Origin of the sequence: Kribbella caucasensis (assembly GCF_004361855.1) — a bacterium.
Classification (GTDB): Bacteria; Actinomycetota; Actinomycetes; order Propionibacteriales; family Kribbellaceae; genus Kribbella; species Kribbella caucasensis.
Genome location: NZ_SNWQ01000004.1, coordinates 118197 through 140318 on the forward strand (window position 1 = coordinate 118197; position 22122 = coordinate 140318).

9 protein-coding genes are annotated in these 22122 nt (G+C 68.3%); 4 read left to right on the forward strand and 5 right to left on the reverse strand.

Features of this window, described 5'->3' with window-relative positions; translation table 11 throughout:
* Positions 1-85 precede the first annotated feature (85 nt).
* Positions 86-2707, forward strand: coding sequence for a GNAT family N-acetyltransferase (locus EV643_RS10515; protein WP_133799822.1), 2622 nt, complete (start codon positions 86-88; stop codon positions 2705-2707).
* Here EV643_RS10515 and EV643_RS10520 read toward each other — a convergent pair.
* The 3 genes from EV643_RS10520 to EV643_RS10530 are packed head-to-tail and all read right to left on the reverse strand — an operon-like array spanning position 2682 to position 15316.
* The gene (locus EV643_RS10520) at positions 2682-14624 is read right to left on the reverse strand and encodes a WXG100-like domain-containing protein (RefSeq protein WP_502255079.1); all 11943 of its coding nucleotides are present in this window, start codon (positions 14622-14624) and stop codon (positions 2682-2684) included. The two genes, EV643_RS10515 and EV643_RS10520, sit on opposite strands and share 26 nt — an antisense overlap.
* A gap of 6 nt (positions 14625-14630) precedes the next feature.
* Positions 14631-14969: a hypothetical protein gene (locus EV643_RS10525; protein WP_133799824.1), complete on the reverse strand. Its 339-nt coding sequence runs from the start codon at positions 14967-14969 to the stop codon at positions 14631-14633.
* Entirely contained in the window at positions 14969-15316 is a 348-nt protein-coding gene (locus EV643_RS10530) for a YbaB/EbfC family nucleoid-associated protein (RefSeq protein WP_133799825.1), read from the reverse strand. Before EV643_RS10530 ends, EV643_RS10525 begins: the two co-directional genes overlap by 1 nt.
* A 95-nt stretch (positions 15317-15411) precedes the next feature.
* Here EV643_RS10530 and mycP point away from each other — a divergent pair, with 95 nt between their 5' ends.
* On the forward strand, positions 15412-16701 hold the full coding sequence (gene mycP, locus EV643_RS10535) for a type VII secretion-associated serine protease mycosin (protein WP_238165487.1): 1290 nt from the start codon (positions 15412-15414) through the stop codon (positions 16699-16701).
* 86 nt (positions 16702-16787) lie between these two features.
* Here mycP and EV643_RS10540 read toward each other — a convergent pair whose 3' ends face one another.
* Both EV643_RS10540 and EV643_RS10545 read right to left on the reverse strand, forming a co-directional pair.
* Positions 16788-17087 (reverse strand): hypothetical protein, encoded by a 300-nt coding sequence (locus EV643_RS10540; protein WP_133799826.1) that lies wholly within the window; start codon positions 17085-17087, stop codon positions 16788-16790.
* Positions 17088-17109: 22 nt separating this feature from the next.
* A complete protein-coding gene (locus tag EV643_RS10545) occupies positions 17110-17460 on the reverse strand; it encodes a hypothetical protein (protein ID WP_133799827.1) in 351 nt (116 codons plus the stop codon).
* Between the two features lie 201 nt (positions 17461-17661).
* Here EV643_RS10545 and eccCa point away from each other — a divergent pair, with 201 nt between their 5' ends.
* Positions 17662-21687 (forward strand): type VII secretion protein EccCa, encoded by a 4026-nt coding sequence (gene eccCa / locus EV643_RS10550; RefSeq protein WP_133799828.1) that lies wholly within the window; start codon positions 17662-17664, stop codon positions 21685-21687.
* A 61-nt stretch (positions 21688-21748) separates the two neighbouring features.
* On the forward strand, positions 21749-22105 hold the full coding sequence (locus EV643_RS10555; RefSeq protein WP_133799829.1) for a hypothetical protein: 357 nt from the start codon (positions 21749-21751) through the stop codon (positions 22103-22105).
* Positions 22106-22122 lie beyond the last annotated feature (17 nt).

A 22122-nucleotide genomic window follows, 5' to 3' on the forward strand; every position in this document is an offset into this window, starting at 1 on the left:
AAACCCCGCAAAATAGCCGTTGCGGCTTCGAATTGCTGACTTGTAAGTTAGCGCAGCCTAACCTAAGCGAAGCGAGGATATCGAGTTGAACGCCAAGGTCCACCGCGACGACTGGGGTGTCCCGCACCTGCGAGCCGGCGACCCACTCGCCCTCGCCTACCTCCAAGGCGTCAACGCCGCCGCGGACCGCGGCTGGCAGATCGAACTGGAGCGCCGCCGATTCCTCGGTACGAGCGCGGCCTTCCTCGGCCAGGAGGCAGTCGGCTGGGACACGTTCGCCCGCCAGGCCCGCATCGACGACACCGCGCAACGGTGCTACCAGAACCTCGACGACGACACTCGTGAGTGGATCTCGGCGTACGTGGACGGCGTCAACCACGCGCTGCCCAGCGCCGCAGTACGGGCTCCTGAGTTCGCCTCGACCGGGCTCGAGCCCACCGAGTGGGAACCGTGGGCGCCGCTCGGGATCTGGATGGCCGTGCACATCCTGTTCGCCGGCTTCCCGACGCTGCTCTGGCGCGAGCAGGTCGTCCGCAACCTCGGCGAGGGCGCCGTCACCCTGTTCAACTCCGAAGGCCCAACGACCGCGGGCAGCAACGGCTGGCTGATCCCCGGTGACCTCACCGCCACCGGCCTGCCGATCATCGCCGGCGACCCGCACCGCTACATCGAGAGCCCGAACGTCTACCAGCAGATCCGCCTCTCCTGCCCCGAGTACGACGCCGTCGGGCTGGCCGTCCCGGGCATCCCCGGCATCGCCCACTTCGGCCACAACGGCGAGGTCGCGTGGGGCATCACCAACGCGATGGCCTCCTACCAGGACCTGTACTACGAACAATTGCGCCGCAGTGATTCGCAGGTCGAGGCGCTCGGCCCATCCGGCTGGCAGACCGCCTCGGTCCACACCGAGACGATCGAGGTCGCCGGCTCGGATCCCGTGCCGATCGAGGTGATCGAGACCGAGCGCGGACCGATCATCGTCGGCGGTCCGGACGAGGATCGGGCGATCAGCCTGTGTTACCCGCCCCGGGTGACCGGCCGCCTCGGCTTCGAGACGATCCCCAAGTTGCTCACGGCAACCACTGTGGCCGACGTCGATCGGGCCTGGGACACCTGGGTGGAACCGGTCAACGTGGTGATGGCCGCCGACACGTCCGGAGGGCTGCTGCACCGAACCGCGGGACTCGTTCCCGAGCGGGATCCGGGCAACCTGCTGCGCGTCGTACCGGCCTGGGAGGCGGAGCACGAGTGGCGGGGATGGCACGAGTTGCCTCGGGCAACTGTCGACGGGGTCGCGGTGATGGCCAACAGTCGCGAGATCGCAGAGCCGCTCGGCGAGGAGTTCGCGGCGCCACACCGTTACCTGCGGATCAAGGAACTGCTGACCTCGCGTTCAGGGTGGGCGGTCGAGGAGATGCCGGCGATCCACACCGATACCTACCTGGGGTCGGCGGACCTGCTGCTGGATCTCCTTGCGGGCTTGCCTCATCTCACACCCGCGGCTGCTGAGCTGCGGGCGCAGCTGCAGGTATGGGATCGCCGGATGGATGCCTCCAGCAACATCGCCTCCAGCTTCGCGGCGGTTCGGAAGGCGCTGATCCGGCGGATCGCGGAGCACCCGACGCTGGCGCCGCTGGACCAGGAATCCGGCTGCCCTGAACTGTTCCAGCCGTGGATGGACACGCTGACGCACGTCGCCTTCGCACTGGAGAACCTGCTCACCACCGACCTGCTTCCGTCGATCGACTTCGGCAGCCTCGCTCGCGAAGCGCTCGAGGAGGTTGCTGGCCGCCGACCACGTGGGCCTTGGGGCGACACTCATCAGTTGTCGCCGCTGCACGCGCTGCGCGGACCACTGTTCGCCCCCGACGAGGAGCCGATCGATCTCGCCCTGTCCGGCGACCACCACTGCGTGATGTCGACGTCGCCGCTGCCCGGTCTCACCGATGTGTGCATCCGCGCGTCGGCCGCACGGTTCGCGTGGGACCTGGCGAAGCGCGAGAACAGTTCGTGGATCGTGCCGCTCGGCGCGTCCGGCGTACTGGGCGATCCGCACCACCACGACCAATTGCCGCTGTGGCTGCGCGGCGAGCTCGCGCCGATCGTGACCGACTGGGACAAGCTCACCCCCAAGGAGGACACCTTCGACCAGGACATCGCCGGCCTCGGCCGCGTCCGGATCGTCCCCGCTCAACCGGCTGATGACATCGACCTGATCTACGACTGGGTGACCGCCGAGCGGGCCCGCTTCTGGGGCATGGGCGACAAGTCCCGCGCCGAGGTGCTCGCGATCTACGAGTTCCTCGACTCGCTGCCGACCCACCACGTCTACCTGGTCCATGTGGACGACGTACCGGTCGCCCTCTTCCAGACCTACGACCCCGGCGCCGATCCGGTCGGCGAGGCGTACGACGTCCAGCCCGGCGACATCGGCGTCCACCTCCTGATTGCCCCTGGCGACCCGCGACCCGGTTTCACTGGCCAGCTCTTCGTTGCTCTCGGCACCTTCCTGATCGGCCAGAAGGGGCATCCCCGGGTGGTCGTAGAACCCGATGCCCGCAACACCAAGGCCGTCACCCGCTTCCAGCGCGGCGGCTTCACGATGGGCACCGAGGTCACTATCACCCAACACGACGGCACCACCAAACCCGCCCAACTCGGCTTCCTCACCCGCGAGACGTTCAAGTCTGCTTCGTCAGGACGGTGATGAGGTCGTAGGTTCCGTCCGGGCGCCGGCAGAGCCGTACGCCGAGCTTGAAGCGCCCGGAACCGTCGTTCAGCGGGAACTCGCCGATGATGTCGAAGACCCCCTTGGCGTCGGGTGTGGTGGTCGGTGGCATGGTCAGCAACTGCTGGATATGCCCGTACCAGATGGCGGCATTCCCGTGCGGGTCGATAATCCGGAGCGCGTGTTGACCGATCCCGAAGAAGTGCTTGTTCATGTGGTATCGGCGAAGACCCCACTTCGGGTGCGGTGGCTCGCTCGGGATGTAGCTGACCTCGCGCGGCATGACCGAGGTGCGCACGATTGCGAAGCCGGCTGGCCCGGCCCTCGTCTCCAGCCGGGTGAGGTCTTGCTGGACGTCTTCGGGCAGCAAGGTCCGCCGCTGCTCTGCTCCCTCCTGGCCCTGCGCCAAACCCAGGTGCTCGAGCAGAGCCTCCATCTGCTGCTGCATCAAAGCTCGCCGCTCGGCCCGGTAGTTCGCCGTACGGGGCCCGCTGAGCAGGACGCGCAGCTCGGCGACGCGACCCTGATCGTGCGGGGACAGCACCCGGTCGCTCGGATCGGCGCCGGGCGTTAGGACATCCGCCTTCGGCACGGCGCCGGTCAGCAGCCGGCCAATCTCCGCCAGCTCGTGCGCGACCGTCCGGGTGACGTCGTCGAACTTGATCCGCTCGTTGACCGTGACCGTGACGACCTCGTCGCCGATGACGAACTCGGCCGGATGCCCATCCGCCACGGGGCCGATCCGGAACTCGATCGGGAAGGTCTGGCCGTCCGGTGTAGTCAGCAGCACGGTCGCCCCGTCCTCGTCCAGTGCGATCTCACCAACCTCGGCGGCCTGCCGCACCAGCGGATTGAGCACCTCCCGTAGCACGACTCGCAGCAGCCGGGCGTGGTCCTGAACAGGGCCGTCGGCAACGAACTCTTCGAGCCGGGCCGCATTGCCGGTCAGCTGGTTTGACTCGAGCCGCTGGCTGACATGCTTGCGGACCAGTGCCGCGTCGAGGTTGGTGTCGCCAGGGACACCGGCACGGCGTTGGAGGGCCTTGAAGGCGTTGACCGTGCGGGCGAGTTCGTTCAGGGCCAGCACGACGCCTTGTTTGCGGCCGCCTGCTTCGGCGATTGCGAGCATGCGGTCGAGCGTGTCCAGTGCGACGCGGATGCGGGAGAGTGCGATGACCCGCTTCATCCGGAGCGGAGTCGATCCGGGTTCGGCCTGCAGCCGGCGCCAGGCCTCGTCGACGGCGGCTCTGGTACGAGCGATCGGGTCACCGGTCACGCGAGTTCCGTTGGCCGGATCCACCGATGCGAGATCCGGTAGGCCATCGTGGGCTTTCAGTACGGCGACGAGGTCGGCGCGAGCCTTGCGGAGTTCGGCCCGCGCGCCGGCAGCGCCGCGTCGTACGGCCTCGGTGAGGTCGTCGAGGTGGTCGGCCTGCTGCTCGATCCGATCGAGGGCGAGATGCTGGTCCTGGCGGTCCTGGAAACCCTGGCGCGGGTTCTCTCCCGGGGCCGCCACGATCCCCAGGCGGGCGGCACGTACCGCGGCGCGGACGTAGTTGGTGAACTCCGCGCCGGCCGGACGGATGCGGAAGAACACGTCGATGCTGCGGGCAACGTTCGCCGGGGTGAATCGGCGCGGTTCCGGCCGTAGTGCGTCAGACTTGGCCTGTGCCGCCTGCTGGGTCTGTTCGGTCAGGAAGAGCAGCACACCAAGCTTGTCCGCCAGTTGCTTCTGGTCTGTGGCGAGTTCGTTGTTGGCGTCCGCCGCGTGAACGTCGTGCTGGGCATCCTGCCGGTTCGCCGCCCACCGCGCGATCGGCGTCGCGATCAACTGGGCCAGCGCCGTGAACACAGTCGCCTGGTAGATCGCCGGATCGAGCCCGAGGACGTGGTCGACGGTGTTGACCACACTCAACGTGAGCAGCGGCGGTGCCGCGTTCAGAATGTGCGCCCAGAACGGCATCCGCGCCGACGGGTGGTTGCTGCCGGCCACGAGCTCGGGTTGGTCCGGCGCCGTCGGCAGCGGCGTACCGGGGTTGATCGCGGTCGGGGCGTTGCCGCGGAGCCGGTCGAGGATCCGTGGTAGGAGCTTGGCCGTCGCCGGGTCTTGGCGGGACTCGGCCAGCTGTTCGGCCAGGCCGACGAGTTGGACGGCCTTCTCGAGGTCGGCGCGCATCGCCTGGAAGAGCGCCCTGCTCTCGCCGCTCTCCATCGCATCGACACTGAAGGTGACCAGGTCGTGGATCGCCTCGTCGTTCTTCGCCTCCAGGAACGTGTTGACACCGGCTGCCGCCAGTGCGCCGAGCAGGTTGTTGGCGGCGCCGAACAGCAGCAGCTCGCCGTACGTGCTGATCGCCTTCGCCACGTCGGTCGGGTCCAGCTCGTTCGGATCGGACTTGCCGGGCACGAACCGTCGGCCGAGGCCGGGGATCTGCTCGGCCAGTTCCGCCGGCGCCAGCGTCCGGTAGCCGAGGGAGTCCAGGGACCCGTCGGCACGGGCACCGGCCATTGCGATCGCCTCGGTCGCGCCGGCCAGCCGACGGTCGAGCTGCTCGAGGAAGTCGGTCAGCTGGTTCTGGTACCGGGCCGGATCGGTCGCGGCCCGCGTCATCAGCTCCTCGAACCGCAGCATCTTCGCCTTGAGCCGGCGGCCGTCGGCGTACCGGTCGATCATCGGCCGCAGGACGGCGGAGGCACCGAAGAAGATCGCCGGGGCGATCATCGCCGCGGGCGTCGGCGCCAGCGCGAAGGCGACCGCGGCACCAGCGATCGCCGGCCCGAGATGCCGGATCCGGTACCTCGGTTCGGCCGGCGCCATCGTGTCCGGGTCGACGTTCTCGGGCGGCTTGCCGACCAGCCCGAACGGGTCCGCCTCGAGCCGGCCGTACAGCCCCGGGTATCGCTTGGCCACCTCGCCCAGCCGCACGCCGAAGCGGTCCAGCTTGAGCCTGAGCTTGTGCCCGTCCAGCCAGCGTTGGGCGACGGCGTGGAACACCCCGGCCGCGAGCAGCGGCGCCGCCACCCCGGTCGCAGCCACCACACTCCCGCTGACCACGCCGATACCGACCGCCGCCGCGACGGCCGGCAACCCGCCGAACGCGAGTTCCTTGGCGAAGTACACCCGCAGCCGCGGCCGCTCGTCACCCTTCACCCAGCCGCGCGTCTGCTTGTCCACCATCGGACCATCCGGACCTTCCAGCAGAGCCTGCCGGTACTGCGCGTCCTTCTGGCCGCGCGCGACACCGAGATGCTCCATCAGCGCGCGGATCTCGTTGCGGAGGTTCTGCTTGCGCAACGGGTGATGCCTGCGCGTGGTCTCGAACTCCTTGTCGAGCAGCCGCGCCTCGGCCAGTCGGCCCCCATCCTCCCGGGACAGGACCTGCTCTTGCTTGACGTTGCTGCCGAGCCGGAGTACAGACGGCTCGGCCGGCCGGCCGGCGTGTGCCAATTGGTGCAGGAGATTGGCCATCGTCCTTGCCACGCTGGTGTTCCCGCTCCGCGCGGACACACTGATGGTCGCGGGCTGCGACCCGTCCGCCAGTACGACGAACTCGCCCGGGTGACCGTCGTCGACAGTCGCTGCTCGGACGTTCAGCTCGAACGGGGCGCCCACCTTCGGCGTGACCAGATACCTGTTGCCGTCCAGGACTTCCGGCCGACTCGGATCGCTGGGCCTGCGGGTCACCGACTCGATCTCCGCCGCCGCGAGTACGTCGTCCCGGGCCAGGGCCGCGTGGATCTCCCGCTCGACGGCCTCCCAGTTGGCCATCAGCCGGCGGGTTCCACTGAAGAACATCAACGACCGTGCCACACCCCGGATGACGTCCTTGCCCGAGGCATCGTGTCCGGGCGGAACCCCATCCTGCGCAGACGTCGTACCGTTCCCGTCCGCGAACTCCTGCGGGTCCGTCGGGTCCGTCGGGTCCGTGGGATCGGTCGGGTCCGTGGGATCGGTCGGATCGGTCGGATCGGTCGGATCCGTCAGGTCCGCCTGGTCGGTCACGTCCACCGGTGGTCGCGGTACCGGGTTGAGCGCGCGAGCAATAGCGCTGCGCCCGTCCTCGGCCGCCTCCGGGTTGTCCGGGTGATCAGCGAAGTCGGGAGGGGTGTGGGGGAGGATGCGGTGCTTGTCCAGGGTTTCGATCATGTCGGCGATCGAGCGGCCGCGGTACCACCTGCTCCGGCCGGTCTCCGCGTGCTCCAACATGACACTGACTTCGAGCGAAGCCTTGCCATCCGGGCCCTGGACCTTGGTGAGCACCACCTTGGCCGTATGGCCGGACCGGATCATTGCCTTCAGCCCCGATTCCAGCGAGCTCACCCGATAGCGGCCGACGCCCGGCGGGATGAGATTCGGGGCCTTGGGTCCGAACGCCCAGTCGAACGACACCGAGCGCTGCGGCCGGATCGGTTGCCCCGGCTCGAGGTACGTCGGTGGCACGGGCTTCACTTCACGGAGTTCAAGTACGACGTAATCCGGCTGACCGGGTTGCCCGAAGCTCCACTCCGCGCGGTTCTGGTGCTCCGACGAGGAGACCTGACCAACGTCGTCCTGCTTGGGCTCGTCGGGGTTGGGGTCCGGGTTGGAATCGTCGGGGTTCGAATCGTCGGGATTGGAGTCGTTCGGATTGGGGTCGTTCGGGTCCGGGTCGTTCGGGTCGGGGTTGTCCGGGTTGGAGTCGGGTGGGTTGGTGCTGGACGGGCCGTCGTCGGTGGCGTCGGCGATCAGGAGAGGGTCGGGGACGGACGCTTCGGCGGACAGCGTGCGGAACTTCTCGATCGCCTCCTCGAGACGGCGCTCGGCCTGTTCGAGCGGCCGGTGGTTGACGCCTCGCTCCGCCAGCGGGCGCCGGATGTCGATGAGATCAGCGGCCTTCCGGACTGCCCACAACGCGTCGATACGATCCTCGAGCAGTGGTTTCTCGGCTCGCGTCTCGGCACGCAGCAACCGCCTGGCCTCGTCGACAGCAGCCCGCACCCGATCCGTATATCCCCCACGGACGGCCTCGCCCTTGGCCGGATCCACGCCCTCCAGCAGCGGGAAGTACGGCGGAATTCCGGCGTTGTCCGTGATCCGCAGATAGACGGTCATCGCGTGTTCGAGCCGCGCCCGCGCCTCGTCAAGCTCCGGCCCAGACCGACCGTCCGCCTCCAGCCGGTCCACCTCGGCCGCCAGTGACTCGATCCGCTGCAGCCCCCAACTGCGTTCCTGCCGGACACGGAAGTCGACAGCCGGATCGTCCCCAGGCTGATTCGCCGTCCTCGCCTCCCGTACGGCGGCGCGCGCCCGGTCCGTGAAGTCGGGAGCGCTCCGCGACACGGGGTCCGACCAGGTCGGCGTCGTACCGTCCACCACCTGATCGGCAAAGTCGCCGATCTCCTCGAGGAGGTACTGAACGCGGGCGACGGTCCGGTCGATCACCTCCGGATTGGCGACCTGCGCGCCCAGTGCGTGGTTCAGCCGGTCGAAACGCATCAGTTCGGCGTTCTTGAAGTAGAACCTGGACGCCGGGATGCCGGCCACGGCGCCGATCGAGCCCGCGATCGACAACCAATAAGGGAGGTCTTCCAAACTGATCACGGCGTGAACCCCGAGCGTCGTACCGATCGCCAAGGCCGAGACCGCGGCGACCTGCGCGACCCAAGCCCAGAACGGTGTCAACCCAAACGGCTTGGGCCCGGTCGGCGCATCCGGCGGACGAAGCCGTACCCCGGTCTCGAGGTCGGCCCGATCCTGGGTCCGGTCGGCCAGGTCGGGTACTGAACCGGACTGTGTTTGCGCGGCCTCTGCTTCGAGCTGTCCGATCCTGCTGTCGAGATCGGACAGCTGACTCCCCAACGCGTCGAGGATCTCCCGGGCCGACCGCGCGGCCAGCAACTGCACCTCATAGGTTCGACGCTCGTCTCCGGTCGCCTCGTCCTTGCTCATGAACCAGGCATCCGCAGGAGCTCCGGCCAGTGCACCGCCGGCGCTGGGAACGAAGGCTCCGAGCAGACCTTCCCAACTGGTGATCGCCTCGAGGATGGGCGCCAGTGGGTTCACCGCCGGCTGCGGACCGGGCCGACCTGCCGCGTCGGTGTCCTTGTTCCCACCGGCAGAGAGCAACCGCCGCAGGATCGAGGGAATCTGGTCGATGGTCTGCGCGCCAAGGTGCAGGCCGAGCGACGGGAAGCCCGGTTCGTCGCCAAGCTCCGGGACTCGGTGATCCAGACCCAGCCCCTGCATCGAAGCGAGTCGCTCGGCTCTCCGCCGCAGGTCGGCGAGTGCTTCGAGTAATTGGTTCTGCAAGGTGTCGGGGTCGTTCTCCTGCTTCCGCTTCATGTGGTCGACCCGGCGGAGCCGCGCGTCGAACTTGCCCGCGTCGATGCGGCGCTCGGCCCAGGCCCGGAATCCCGCCGCCAGCCCCAGCACCAGGATTGCCGAAAGCGGGTCGACACCAAGTGGCACCAGGGCGAGGGCCGCGCCGATTCCGGCCGTGGCGGCACCGCCGTGCCTGACCAGGTAGTGGCCCTGCTGCGTGGCACGCGGGGGCTGTGGACCGTCGTTCGGCGGTGCCGGCGCGATGCCGAGGAGCCTGCGGAATCCCGGGTAGTCCCGCTCGCGTGCCTCGTCGTCGGCGCGGTAGGCAGGCCGGTACATCAACTCCTTCTTGCCCACCAGCCAGCGATCCAGGAACGCACCGGTCAGCGAGTTGACGAAGGCCGGAACAGCCATTCCGGCGGCGAGCAACGGGGTGCCGCCGGCGAGGAGGACCGCTGCCACGATGGCCGTCGAGTTGACCCCGGAGCTGATCACCACCTTGGCGACGAACATCGCGGTGGGCAGGCGCCGGTCCAGCAGGCTCTGCTGGGACTCGAACGCGTATACCGTCGCCCGCGCGCGACCACCGATCAGGCCACGCAGCAGGTCCACGTCACGCTGGTGGGTCGCCAAGCCCATCGACTCGATCAACCTCGCGATCGCGTCCCTGGTCAGGGCTTTGCGGATCGCGCCCATCTCCCGGCGATCTTCGACCCGCTGCTCCAGATTGGCCAGCCGGGCCTTGTCCGCGATGGTCAGCTCGAGGTCGGACCGCTCGTCCTGGTTCGCGGTCGGAGTGAGGAGCGGCTCTCGGGTCAGCAGACTCGGGTCCGTCACCCCGACGGTGAGGCGAAGGCGGAGTTCCGCGACCGCCTGCGCCATCGTGGGCGCGACGTCGTAGCGGCGTACGTTCTCGGCCACGGTGATCACGGCGGTGGGAACCGCGCCGTCGTGGATCTCGACTGTGTACGACTGCTCTGCCTCGACCTGCCCCGTGGTGACGACGACCTGTACGGCGACATCCTTCGTCACCTGGATCTCATAGCTGTTCGCACTCGTCCGCTGGATCGACTTGACGTCCGCGGAGTTGGCCACCGTCGTACGAGCCATCGCCTCCTGGATGTTCCGCTCCAGCCGAGTGCCCTGCGGAGACACGATCAATTGGTCAGCGGGGCCGTGGACAGCATCGACCAACTCGGCCAGGTTGAATGCGCTGTAAGTCTTGACGGTGGCTCTGTGGTCGACCACCTCGACCGTGAACCTGTACGGCGACGCGTCGGCCGCCGGCCGTGCCACCCGGGTGACGACCAACCTCACCCCATGCCCGGACTCGGCGAGCGCGGTCAACTCTTGCTCCAACGCAGCGAGCGCCTGCGGATCAAGGGCAGCCCGCAACGCGTCGAGCCCGGCCGTCCCAACAAATCTCGGCGTTCCACCAGGCACGTCCGCCCGGAGTACGGCGGTCACCTGCTCGCCGATCCTCAACGGCCCACTCGGTTGAGCACCCCCGATGCCGCCGTACAACCGGGCAGCATCTTGTCGGGAGTCCGGGTTCGGGGTGAACTCGATCTTGCCGTCGACCAAGTCCACCTTCGTACTCGGCGCGGCCGGCGAGTGCCACTCACCACCTGGGGTGCGAACCATCACCCAGAGTTCGGCGAACTTCCCGACGTAGGCCGGCGGGAAATGACCGACCCTGCCAATCTGCATGTCCGCCCAGCGGACCGCGCCAGTGTCATCGACGAACGCGTTGAACCAGTGACCTTCAGTCGGGACGCCAGGACCCCTCGGCGCGAACAATCCCCCGATGATCGCAACCGTGCCTGGCGGCTGACCCTCCAGGCTGGCCCTGATCCGGTCGAACGCGGCTGCGGTGTAAGCCTCCGGGTTCGTTGCGTCCGGAACGACTATCGTGTCGGGCCGGACACCGGTGAACTCGTACATCTCATGCCGCTCACCCGGATTCAAACTGGGTGTGCCGTGCTGGTTGACCGATATGTGCAGGTCGAGGTAAGCAAGCCGCGGCTCGTGGCCCTGCAGCGTGTCTGCAAACGCGCGGGCACTGTCGCCACAGTTGTTCGTCGCACCGGGGTGATCGGATTTGTAGTGCGGGTTGCCGCGCGGGACCCAATCGTCAACATTTCGCAGGGGGTCGTCACCCACCCGATCCGCAAAGTCCCGCGTGAACGAGCCGTCCGGGTCGCCGTTGCCATAGCGGCCGGGCTCCACCTCGTGCCGCTGTTGACCGGGAGCGCCGGCCGGGCTCGACAGCGGATCGGCCGAGGGCTGGCTCGGGTGCTGGATCAGGTCAGCCAACTCCGCGATCCTCGCGCGCGGGTGGTTCACAGACTGTCCGGTCGACGGATCGCGCACGTCGATTGTTGCCTCTAGCAAGGAGGTGACTGGATTGGCGGCGAAGGTCACCGTGACCCGGTTGCCCCTGCTGATCAAGGCAACGAGCCCGCTTTCCAGGCGGGCCAGCTCCCGCCATCGAACAACCGCGTCATCCGGAAAGATGCTGAACGTCCCCATGTCCTTGAACAGCGCCCAACCGGGAATACTCCCATCTTGGTTCAGCATCCGGTCCAACGCTTCAGCCGTCTGCACCCGGACCAGCGCATCCGGCTGCGGATAGACCTCGCTCAGATAGGCAACCATCTCTCCGTTCGGCCCGGCCTCGACCCGGTTGCCCCCCTCGGGCCTCACCACGATCGGATCAGCGACCTGCTCGCTTGCACCGAGCCGAGCTGACGGCCCTACATCGCCCAGGAGCTGATCGGCGGGCGGTGGGGGTGTCGGAGTGGTGTCGTCCACTGGAGGAGGTGTGAGTGGGCCCTGCGGTGGGGTGAAGAGGTCGTCATCGCCGGGCTGGAAGGATTCGATCGACGGACGGGAGTACCGGTTGAAGATCTCGCCGGCCTGGTTGATGAAAGTGCGGCCACTGACCCACACGGTCCGGCCCGACGAGTCCTGCACGGTGTAGGTCACCGTCACTGTGGACGGGCGGATCTGGCCGGGCGGGAAGCTCACGGTGACGTCGAGCTCAAACCCGGCGTTCAGCCACGCGGCCCACTCGTTCTCGACCTTCTTGTAGGCACCGGTGTTCAGATTCTTGTTCTGTGGAAAGAGATTCTCCAGCACCGTCATCTTGAAGAACCGCCAGGCGAGCGCATGCCCACCTTCGTCCTTGGGTACTCCACCAAGCTTGCCCGCGAGCGCCTGGGCCACCTTGTCGGCGTACCGACGCCCGCGCCCGTCGAACGCTCGGACGAGGTGGGCGCGCACCGACCGCGGCCGCCCCTTCGAGTCCGAGATCCACTCAGCCGTATTGCCCCTGTACGTCTGAGGACCCGGCAGGTTGATCGCCCCGAGCCGCGGTTGGTCCTCCTCCGCGATCAAGGGCGAGTCCGGATCGAACCACCCGAACTCAGCTCCCGCCCCCTCTTCGGCCTCCGACACCGGCGGATCACTCGGCGGCGGTGGATCGTCCTTCTGTGCCTGCCCAACAGGCCCAGCCAGCGCCGCGCTCGCCCCGAACCAATGCTCCTCACCAACCGCCGGCTCAAACTTCGCCACCGACTCCGCAGCTTCAGCCGAGGCCGCCAACTCCAAATCAGCACTCGTCGCGTCGTCAACGCTCGGCTCCCCGGCCGGCGTCGCCCCATCGGTAGTGTCTTCGGCCTCCGTCTCCGCACTTCGGTCTGCGGAAACGTTCGGCTTGCCGGAGGTAGTCGGCGTAGTGCCCTGTTGGGTGGACGCGGCCGCTGCGGTGGAGCCGACTGCAGAGTGTACCGGCCCAGCCGGTGTACCAACTGAACTTGGCGCCTGGGTGACCACCGGCGCAGAGGTCCCCGGCGCGACAGGCGCGGCGCCCGACAGCTGGTGGCCGCCCTCCGGGTCGCCAAGTTGCAGCTCGCTGCCCTGCCGGTTCGCTGTCGCGCCATCCGTCGATTCGACGATTTCGTTGCCTTGAGCATCGACGGTTTGGTCGGCGGCGATGCCGTGGTGATCGACGACCGGCTGGTCGACCAGCTGCTGATCACCGGTCTGCAGATCGACCGTCTGCTGGTCGGTGACCTGCTGGTCGGTGGGCTGGTGGTTCTCGGTCAGGGTCGAGGATGTGTCGTGGTATGGGCTCTGGGCTGAGCCGAGGCGGACGGGTCCGGCGTCTGAGTGGGCGCCCGAAGTGGTCATGGGCGGCCTGAGCAGGGACTCACCTTGCTCCGACCGGAGCTGATCAGAGGCCGCCAACTGCTGATCGCCGGACAGGTCGGATCCGGGGTCCGAAAGCCTGGAGGTGTTCGGGTCCGTGACTGACCCGGCATCTGTCAGCGTGCCACCGGCCTGACCACTGCCGCTCTGGAGACTTCCGGTCTGCTCACCTCCGGCCTGCCCACCTCCAGTCTGGCTGGTTCCCCCTTGGCTGTTCCCGAGCTGACCGCTGCCGGCCTGGCCATTCCCGGCCTGTCCCACGTCGGCTTGTCCTCCGGCGACCTTGGCCAGGTCGCCAGGTGGGGTGTTCGGTGGTGGGGTGAAGGTCGACGCCTCCGTGCCGAACCTGTTGATCAAGGCGTTCGATGCCGATTGGCTGAACCCTCGGAAGGTGTCGACGCCGTTCGCGCGCAACGACCCGTTGGCGCCGGCGCTCAGCCACCCGTCCTTGACGTACTGGGCGGCGTCCTGGACGTTCAGCAAGTTGCCGAAGTTGCCACTGTGAACGTCCTCGGCAACCTTGCTGGACAGCGTCGAGCTGAACGCGTTGGTGCCGAAGGACTGCACGAAGACTCGGGTTTGCTGCTTAACCCATCTCGACGCACCGACTCGATCCAGAGCGCGGCTGGTCAGATTGCCGAGTCCCCGGAACGGCTTACCGATGAGGTGCGAGATCGGTTCACCGGCACTGGAGCCCAGGATGGACTTCTCCATCTGTTCGTTGCCGAACTTCGTGCCGAGCCTGCCGGTCTCGTTCAGCGCAAGGCCCGTGGGGATCAAGTCGTCGACGATCTCGGTCGCCACGCCGCGAAGGAAGCGACCCGGTGTCAGGGCGACGACCTGGGGAAACGTCGAGGCGGCCGCGCGGCCCGCCAGCCACTCCAGCGAACCGCTGACCAATTTGGCGGTTCCCCTGGTGATCAAGAACCGCGCGCCCATACCCGCGACCCACCCGGCCGGTCCGGCGGCGAAGGTCGCGGCGTAGATCGGCAGGTTGATCGCGATCTCCCACTTGATCTGGGCTCTGGTGTACTCGACGTCGGCCGCGTAGTCGAGCACGCTCTGCGCGATCCGGCCCGCCGCCGTGGACAGTTCGCCGGTACCGCCAAGACCACCGCCGGCGAAGGCCTTCACCGAAGAGTTGAAGGCACCGCCGGCATAGTCGGGCCAACTGGTCGCCATCTTTCCGGCCTGCTCGCCGGCCGTCGTTCCCATCGCAGTCGCCAGCGCGGCGAGATCCCGCCAAGCCGGCGCGAGGACGTTCCGCAGTGTTTCCTCGTCCGCGTCCGGCCAGCCGAAGACCTTGCCGACCGCCTCGCCGGCCAACCGGAGTACCTCGTATGCAAAGCCATAGATGTCAGTTGGGGGAGGCGGAACGGCCATGACCGGTCAGGCCTGGCCGGTTCGCTGGATGTTCTCGCTCTGCAGCCGGTCTTGTTCCTCGTAGCGGGCAGCGTCCCCGGTCATGCTGGTGCCGAACGCCTTCAGGGTTTCGGCACCCTGTTTGGCCGATTCCTTCAGATCCGTGGCCGGCAGGTTGTAGCCGAGGTGGAAGTTGTCCGCCTCCTTGCCGGTGCCGATGGCGGGCTCGCCGGAGAGGATCCGCTGGACGATCTCGGCGACCTTCGTCCCGAAGTCCCCACCGGCGGCCACCAGGGAGGCGCCACCGGTCCGTACGACGCCGGTGTCCATCTCCATCCGGCCACCATCGATGTTCACCTTGGCCATCACGACGTCCTCTCCGCTCGCAGCCGGATCTGTTCGAGCACTGGGTCGAGTACCAGGTCCGTGGTCGCCCCCGCCCGCGGCAGGATCGTCGCCCGCATCAACCGGATCGCCTGCCGGGTGGCGTCCTCGATCGCCTGGTCGAAGGTCTGCTTGATCTGCTCCGCCAGTGCCACCGAGTCGGCGTTGCGGTAGATCCGCGCATCCAGTTCGAGGTCGATCAGCCGGCCGTCACCATCCACCGTCACCGTCACCAGACCGTCGGCGGAATCGGCGTGGCCGCGAAGCTCCGAAACCGCCCGCCGGGCGGCAGTCACGTCGTCGGCCAACTTTGCCAGGTCGTCGATCATGCAGGCAGCTTGGACGGCCGGAGCCCGCTGTGGATCACGATGACCGCTTTCTGCCAGCCGTCGGAGGCGGCCGCGACCCAGGGCGACGATGAGGCGTGACCAAGAAGATCTTCGCGTGGATTACCGCCGCCGCGCTGACCGGCATTCCGGCGGTCATGTCGTCCCCTGCCCTGGCCGCTCCACCGGACGGTCTGTGCACCAAGGCGGACCCCGCTCGGCCGGTGATCTCGCAGTTGCCGTGGGCGCAGCAAACCCTCGACCCGGCCGCGGTCTGGCCGTACAGCACAGGGGCGGGTGTACTGGTCGCCGTGATCGACAGCGGGGTCGACGTCGATCACCCCCAACTCCGGGCCCGCGGCAAGGTACGAACCGGCGAGGACTTCTTCCAGGTCGGCAAGCTCCGCGCCACCTTCGACTGCGACTCGCACGGTACGGCGGTCGCCGGCATCATCGCGGCGACTCCGCAGCCGGGGATCGGCTTCCGTGGGCTCGCACCCGGTGCGACCGTTCTGCCGGTCCGGGTCAGCGAACGTGCCAGCACCGACGGAGACGCCAACGAGATCGACCCACTGGTACTTGCCCAAGGCATCAGATATGCGGCGGACCAGCGAGCCAAGGTGATCAACCTGTCGATGGCCGGACATCGTGACGACAAGGTCGTCCGCCAGGCGATCGCCTACGCGCAGGCCCGGGACGCACTCGTCGTGGCTGCCGCCGGCAACTCTCAGGGGGACGACGACCGGAGCCTGCCGTCATTCCCAGCGGCATACCCCGGCGTCCTCGGCGTCGGCGCCGTCGACATCGGCGGCAGCCGTGTCTCCGCTTCGCAGATCGGCCCTTACGTCGACCTGATGGCGCCTGGCGCCGAGGTGGTCGGTGCCGCTCGCCGCGGTGGTCACAACTACTACAGCGGCACGAGTTTCGCCGTTCCCTTCGTGGCGGCGACCGCCGCCCTCGTCCGCGCGGCCTGGCCGCAGCTGAACGCAAAGCAGGTGTCCGAGCGGCTGATGGCGACTGCGACACCGGCGCGCGGCGGGTCCGCCGGACCGGCGTACGGCGCCGGCGTGGTCGACCCCTATCGCGCCGTCACCGAGGGTTTGGTGAAGACCAGTCCGGCGAAGATGCCGATACTTGCCCATCCGCCGGTCGACCAGCAGGCACTCGATCGAGTCGCCACCTGGCAGCAGCGCGTGTCACAGGCCTGGTTCCAGGTGGGCCTGGCCGGCACCGCCGCGCTGGTGATCCTGGTTCTCGCCGCCGTCGTCCCAGCCGGACTGCGGAGACGCTGGCGGCCGGCCCGGTCCGGTCCGCTGCCCGCCGATCGTCCGCGCGACGAACCACCGGACCAACTCTTCCTGCTGCCACCCCCGTCAGCGGAGCGCTGAGTACTCGCACACCGCGAAGAGCCCCGGCGCCGTTGTGGCGCCGGGGCTCCCGTACTACGTCGGTTGCTCAGCGTGGGCTGAACACTTCACATCCCAGTGCCGTAGCCGGCCGCGCAACGGTTCACGGTCGCCATGTTGGCGTCCACTGCCTGCATACCGGCACCCGCCAGCGCCCGCTGCATTTCCCCCGAGGCCTCGGTGACCCGGTTGAGGGCGTTGTAGACCTCGGTGAAGGCACCACCCGCGCCGTCCAGCATCTCCATCGAGGAGATGTTCATCTTCGTCAGCCAGTCGTTCTTCGCGATCTCGATCGATGCGTTGACCGACCTCACCGTCTCGAGCAAGCCCGTGACGGTCGGAAACTCACACTTCTGCAGATCTTCCATCGGGTTCTCCTTTCTCTGCTGCTCAGACCGGGCCGCGCATCGCGTGTCCGAGGGTGCTGGGCTCCGGAATCCGGGCGAAACCGCCCGCCCACTCGTCGTCGTTGGCTGCGTACTCCAGCCGGTGCTTGTTCGCGTCGCCGCTCAGCTTGTCCAGGGCCATCACCAGCGCCTCCATCGCTTCGCGCCACTTGTAGTGGGCCTGCAGAAAGCTGGTCGCCTGTCGCATCACCCAGCCGGTTCCGATCACCCCCGTCACGGCGTTGTCCACAGCGTTCTTGTGGATGTGCATCTGGGCGGACGTGTCGGCCGATGCCGTCGATGCCTGCTGGGCGGCGAGTGGGTTCAGGTACATCTGACTCGCGGGGTTCGCCATCCTGCCTCTCCTTCATGGAAGTTGCGGCCGCCTGGCCATCCCGGGCCCGGGACCGGAGTCAGCGAGCGCCGCATGACTCGGATCGACGCTAAGGAGCCTGGACCGGCGCCGGTCGCCGGCGGCACGTTCCTGCCACCACGCGTACCGCTCGCCGCACAGGCCGGACGATCGAACCCGACAGCGAACCAAGGAGGCCTGCGCATGGCGACGGTCATCGTGAAGCGGCCAACCCGCCGCCCGTCCCCCGAACCACCGTCGGGTGAGTTGCTACTGGATGCCCCGCCCGAGATCCCGGTGCCCACCGGGCGGCAGTGGACGCAGGCCCTGATGATGCTGCCGATGGTGGCGATGATGGGCGCGATGCTGCTGACCTTCTCAGGCAGCATGCGCCCGGGCCTGCGACTCGTCATCTACGGTCTGTTCGGCGCAGCGCTGCTGGGCATGGTGGTCGTCGGGTTCCTGGTGGCCGGCGGCACCAGCAAGCGCGATATGGGCAACGCCCGGCGAGTGTACCTGCGCCAGCTGGCCCAGCACCGGCTGCGCCTGAACCGGGCGATCGACCGGCAACGGTCGGCGTTGCGGTACGTCCATCCGGAGCCTGAGTCGTTGTGGAGTCTGGCCGCCAGCTACCGGCTCTGGGAACGACGTCGCGACGATCCGGACTTCGCCGTCGCCCGGATCGGAGTCGGCCGGCAGAGCGCCCCCATCACGCTGGTCCCCCCGGACACCCAGCCGCTGGAACGGCTCGAACCCCTGTCCGCGCTTGCGTTGCGGCGCTTCCTCGCCACCTTCGGCGAGGTCCCCGGCCTCCCACTCGCCGTTTCGATGGGCGGTTTCAGCCGTATCCACCTTCGCGGCGATCGCGGCCGGAGCGTCGCGCTCGTGCGCGCACTGCTGGCACAGCTGAGTGTCTTCCAGGCACCCGACGACCTGCGCATCGCCGTCTGCGCGGGCGGCGGGCAGCAACCCGAGTGGGAGTGGCTGAAGTGGTTGCCGCACGCCCTGCATCCGAGCCGCAACGACGCGATCGGACCGCTGCGCATGGTCGCCACCGGAATCACCGGTGTCGAGGCGATGCTGGACGACCTGATCGCGAACCGGCCGCGGTTCGATCCCGAGATCGACCACCGGTCGTCGGGTCCGTTGATCGTCGTCGTGATCGACGGTGGCGAACTGGCCGGCTCCGATCACCTGATGACCGGCGGCGGCGTCGAAGGCGTCGTACTGGTCGACCTGACCACCGAGCCGCCGCGGGCCCTGGACCCGAGCTGCATCGTCCTGGATATAGATGCCGATGGCAACTTGATCAGCGAGACCATGGACGGCGAGACCGAGCTGGGTGAGGCCGACGGTCTCACCCAGCCGGCGGCCGAGGCACTCGCCCGGCAGCTCGCCCCGCTCCGGCTCACCGCCGGCGTGGTCGGCGAGCAACCACTGAGCGCCGAGCTCGGGCTGGCCGAGTTGCTCGACCTCGGTGACCCGTTCTCGTTCGACCCGGCCCGGACCTGGCTGCAGCGGCCGAACCGCGACCGGCTCCGGATCAGGTTCGGCATCCGCCCGGACGGTACGCCGATCGAGATCGACCTGAAGGAGTCGGCGCAGGACGGCATGGGCCCGCACGGACTGCTGATCGGCGCGACCGGCTCGGGCAAGAGCGAACTGCTCCGGACGCTGGTGCTCGGGCTGGCCATCACCCATCCGCCCCGATCGCTGAACTTCGCCCTGATCGACTTCAAGGGCGGTGCGACGTTCACCCGGCTGGACCACCTGCCGCACACCAGCGCGGTGATCACCAACCTCGCCGACGAGCTTCATCTGGTCGACCGGATGACCGACGCCCTGAACGGCGAGCTGCTCCGACGCCAGGAGCTGCTGCGGGCGGCCGGCAACTTCTCCTCTCTGCGCGACTACGAGAAGGCACGCGCCGCCGGCGCCCCGCTGGACGAGGTCCCGACGTTGCTCGTCATCATCGACGAGTTCAGCGAGCTGCTCAGCGCCAAGCCGGACTTCATCGACACCTTCGTCCAGATCGGCCGGGTCGGCCGGTCGCTCGGCGTCCACCTGCTGCTGGCGAGTCAGCGCCTGGAGGAGGGCCGGCTGCGAGGCCTGGACACGCACCTGTCGTACCGGATCGCACTGCGGACCTTCTCCGACATGGACAGCCGGACCGTGCTCGGCAACGGGGACGCCTTCAAGCTCCCGCGACCGCCCGGCCACGGCTTCCTCAAGTCCGGTACCGAGCCGCTGCTGCGGTTCCGGTCCGCCTACGTCTCCGGCGTGCACCACCGTCCCGATTCACACTTGACCGGTCAGCGGTTCGACAACGCGCCCGAGCTGATGGAGTACTCGACCAGCTACCTGGCACCGCCCGTCGACGAAGAAGAACCGGAGACGGTACCGGACGAGGTCAACGACGACAGCGTCGGCGAGAGCCTGCTGGACATCCTGGTCGAACGGCTCGCCGGGAGGGGGGATCCGGCCCACCAGGTCTGGCTGCCGCCACTCGATCAGGCGCCTGCGGTCGACGAGCTGTACGGCGGTCTCGTCGTCGACCCCGCCCGCGGGCTCACCACGGCGGTACTTGGGCATCGAGGCACTCTCCAGCCCGTGGTCGGGATCGTCGATCGGCCGCTCGAGCAGCGCCGCGATCCCCTGGTCCTCGATCTGGCCGGCGGCGCCGGGCACGTGGTCGTGATCGGCGGCCCGCAGAGCGGCAAGAGCACCGCGATTCAGAGCATCATCACCGGTCTGGCCCTGACCCACACCCCGCAGGAGGTGCAGTTCTACTGCCTGGACTTCGGCGGCGGGTCGCTCGGCACGCTGCGCAACCTTCCCCATGTAGGCGGGGTGGCCGCTCGGCAGAGTGTCGGCGCCGTACGCCGAACCGTGGCCGAGGTCGCCGGTGTACTGGCCGATCGGGAGCGGCGATTCGCCGAGCAAGAGATCGACGGCATCACCGGCTACCGCCAACGCCGGTCCGCGGTGCAGTTCACCGACGACCCGTTCGGCGACGTCTTCCTGGTCATCGACGGCTGGGGAACCTTGCGCAGCGACTTCGAGGACCTCGAACCGGTGATCGCCGACATCGCCGCCCGCGGACTCTCGTACGGCGTCCACGTGGTACTCAGCTGCGCCCGATCCTACGAGTTGCGGATGAACATCCGCGACCTGCTCGGAACCCGGCTGGAGCTGCGCCTCGGTGATCCGATCGACTCGATGGTGGACCGGATCGCGGCCCATGCCGTTCCGGCCGGCCGGCCGGGCCGCGGAATCACCACCAGCAAACATCAGATGCTGGTCGCCCTGCCCCAGCTCGCTGCCACCGGCCTGCCGAACCAGGCGGATCAGTCCGGCCAGGCAGATCGGTCCAGCCCTGAGGGTCGCGCGCGGCTGACGGCCGAGCTTGTCGGCCGGATCGCCGATGCCTGGCCGGGCCACCGCGCGCCCGCCGTACGGTTGCTGCCGGCCACTTTCGAGTACGGCGCCCTGCCGGAGCGGGACCGGGCCGACGACACCGGGCAGCGGCTCTCGATCGGCATCACCGAGAACGATCTCGGCCTGGCGGAGCTGGACTTCGAGGCGGAGCCACACCTGCTGCTGTTCGGCGATGCCGAATCCGGCAAGACGAACTTCCTCCGCGTCCTCGCGCACCGGATCGCGACCGCCTACCGGCCCGAGCAGGCGCGGATGCTGATTGTCGACCATCGGCGCGCCCTGCTCGGCGAGATCACCAGCGAACATCTGCTGGGCTTCAGCGCCGACCGGCAGGCAACGGCCCGGCTGATGCAGGAGGCGGCCGGGTCGATGGCGGAGCGGATGCCACCCGCCGACGTGACGCCGGAACAGCTCCGGCGCAGGAGCTGGTGGCAAGGGCCGGAGCTGTTCGTCCTGATCGACGACTACGACCTGGTGGCCACGCAACTGGAGAACCCGTTTCTCCCGCTGCTCGACTACATCCAGCTCGGCCGCGACATCGGTCTGCACCTGATCGTGACCCGCCGGATGAACGGCGCGAGCCGGGCGCTCTACGAGCAGTTCATCGCCCGGATCCGCGATGTCGGCACCCCCGGCGTGCTGCTGTCCGGTGACCGGATGGAGGGCGCGCTGCTCGGCGGGGTGAAGCCGGAGGCGTTCCCACCGGGCCGCGGCCGCCTGATCCGCCACCGCGGCGAACCACAACTGATCCAGCTCGCCTGGCGCCCACCCCGGGAGGAGGACACCCCGTAACCATCCCCCGCGGTCAGCCGCGGACCTTCCAGCAAACGTGACGAGATCTCAGGAGGGATCAATGAGCCAGATGTACTTGAAGCCCGATTACATCCCGATGTTCGAGGGAGGTGCCCAGTACCCGCCCTTCGCGCACGCCGAGCCGACTTATACAACGAGCGGTATGCCAGGAGTCGGACTCTTCAATCAGGCAGTCCTCGCTGCCGTTACTCGTGGCAAAGATTTCGACAACAAGGCGAGCACCGGTGTCGAGTCCCTCAAAGTGATCACCCGGCGCTGCGGTGCCGAGTACTCGCAGAACGACACAGCCGAAGCCACCAACATAGCCAGGACAGCGGCAACAAAGGGAGACCAGGTCAGGATCATCGACGACGCCAACCGATACCGCCTGGACTACCCAATGCCCAGCGGGGTCTAAGGAGCGCACGACATGGG